This window comes from Collinsella sp. AM42-18AC (assembly GCF_003467965.1).
Taxonomy (GTDB): domain Bacteria; phylum Actinomycetota; class Coriobacteriia; order Coriobacteriales; family Coriobacteriaceae; genus Collinsella.
This window is the reverse complement of the sequence record NZ_QSFY01000034.1, coordinates 1-1,588: the sequence shown is the minus strand read 5'-3', so window position 1 is coordinate 1,588 and position 1,588 is coordinate 1. Positions and strand designations below refer to the sequence as shown.

The window sequence follows — 1,588 nt, the reverse complement described above, 5'->3', positions numbered from 1 at the left end:
CATTCCGCACTGATATTGTCTGTATTGAAGACGTCGGTGATGCACCCGTATACCATTGACGTCGACACCATCAGATGCGGACCGCGCGGTGACCCCACATTCCGCTGGCGCCCACAGGGCTGCCCTCGTTTCCTGACATGTCCCGCGCGGGCCGCGGCGAGCCGAGACCGCCGCATGACCTAATAGGAGCATGGAGCGATACCGCGGACCCGAACAACCGCATTCTATCGCGCCCCGTCAGTGTGCCGTCTGCCCGGTCCAGGCGAGCACGGAAAGAACGGAGCGAGACATGAGAACCGAATCGACACCCGGCGCCCGCGGGCCGGTCTTCTGCGGGGTCGACACCCACGCCGACTCGCACTGGCTGTGCGTCCTCGACTGGAGGGGCCGCAAGGTCCTGTCCCGCCAGTTCCCCGCCGACGCGGCGGGCTACGAGGCGCTCGCCGGGGCGATCGCGGCGGCCGGGGAGCCGGCCTGCGTCGCGATGGAGGGGACGTCGTCCTACGGGGCGGGCCTCACCAGGCACCTCGCGTCGCTGGGGATGCCCGTGCGCGAGGCGCTCTCCCCGGCGAGGATGCAGAGGAGGCGCCCGGGGCAGGGAAAGTGCGACGAGGCGGACGCGGAGAGGGCCGCCCGCGCGGCGATGTCCGGCTCGAAGCTCGGGACCCCCAAGAGCCAGGACGGGTGGGTCGACGGGGTGCGCTGCATGCTCGCGGCGCGCTCCGGGGCGGTGAAGGCGCGGACCTCGGCGATAAACACCGCGAGGTCGCTGCTCACCACCGCGCCGGAGGGGCTCAGGTCGAGGTTCCGCGGCATGGGAGGGCCGAGGCTGATGGAGGAGCTCCCCTCCGTGCGCGCCGAGGGCGCGCTGGGCGCCGCGCTCGGCGCGCTGGCGGACCTGTGGGAGGCGGCGCGCGACGCGGCGCTCGACATGGAGCGCGCGATCGAGGCGTCCCTGGAGGAGAACTGCCCCGCGCTGCTGGCGATGTACGGGTGCGGGCCCGTGAGCGCGGCCAAGCTCGCGGTCGCGGCCGGGGACAACCCGGGCAGGCTGCGCTCCGAGGCGTCGTTCGCGGCGATATGCGGGGCCTGCCCCATCCCCGCCTCGAGCGGCAAGACCGTGAGGCACAGGCTCAACAGGGGCGGCGACCGGCAGGCGAACAGCGCGCTGCACGAGATCGCGAGGCAGAGGGTCATGCGCGACCCCGAGACCGCCGAGTACGCCGAGAGGGCCAGGGGGCGGGGGAAGAGCGACAGGGAGGTCATGAGGTGCCTCAAGCGCTACGTGGCCAGGGAGGCGTACCGGGCGCTGATGCACCCGCACGAGATCAGGAGGCCCGAGGACGCCTCGGAGCTCGTGGCGGCCAGGCGCGCGGCGAGGGTCAGCCAGGTGAGGGCGGCGTCCATACTGGGCACCAGCGAGAAGTACATCTCGATGCTGGAGAGGGGCCAAAGGGAGCTCAAGCCCATAAGGAGGGCCTACGAGGCATGGGTCGAGGCCGGACTTCCGCTCGATTGGGACAGGCGGGCCTTCGAGGCCGAGCGCAAAATGGATTCTAAAAAACACCTTGCCAAATAGGAGCGTCAG

Annotated in this window: 1 protein-coding gene; it reads left to right on the top strand. The window is 70.8% G+C overall.

The annotated features are described in order from the left end of the window. Nucleotides 1-289 precede the first annotated feature (289 nt). Nucleotides 290-1,579 carry an IS110 family transposase gene (locus DW913_RS09910; RefSeq protein ID WP_158566241.1) on the top strand — a complete coding sequence of 430 codons (1,290 nt, stop codon included), beginning with the start codon at nucleotides 290-292 and terminating at the stop codon, nucleotides 1,577-1,579. The last annotated feature ends 9 nt before the right edge of the window (nucleotides 1,580-1,588 follow it).

What these genes read in the sequence shown, in the direction of transcription:
- DW913_RS09910 (WP_158566241.1), top strand. Translation starts at nt 290, where the DNA reads ATGAGAACCGAATCGACACCCGGCGCCCGCGGGCCGGTCTTCTGCGGG.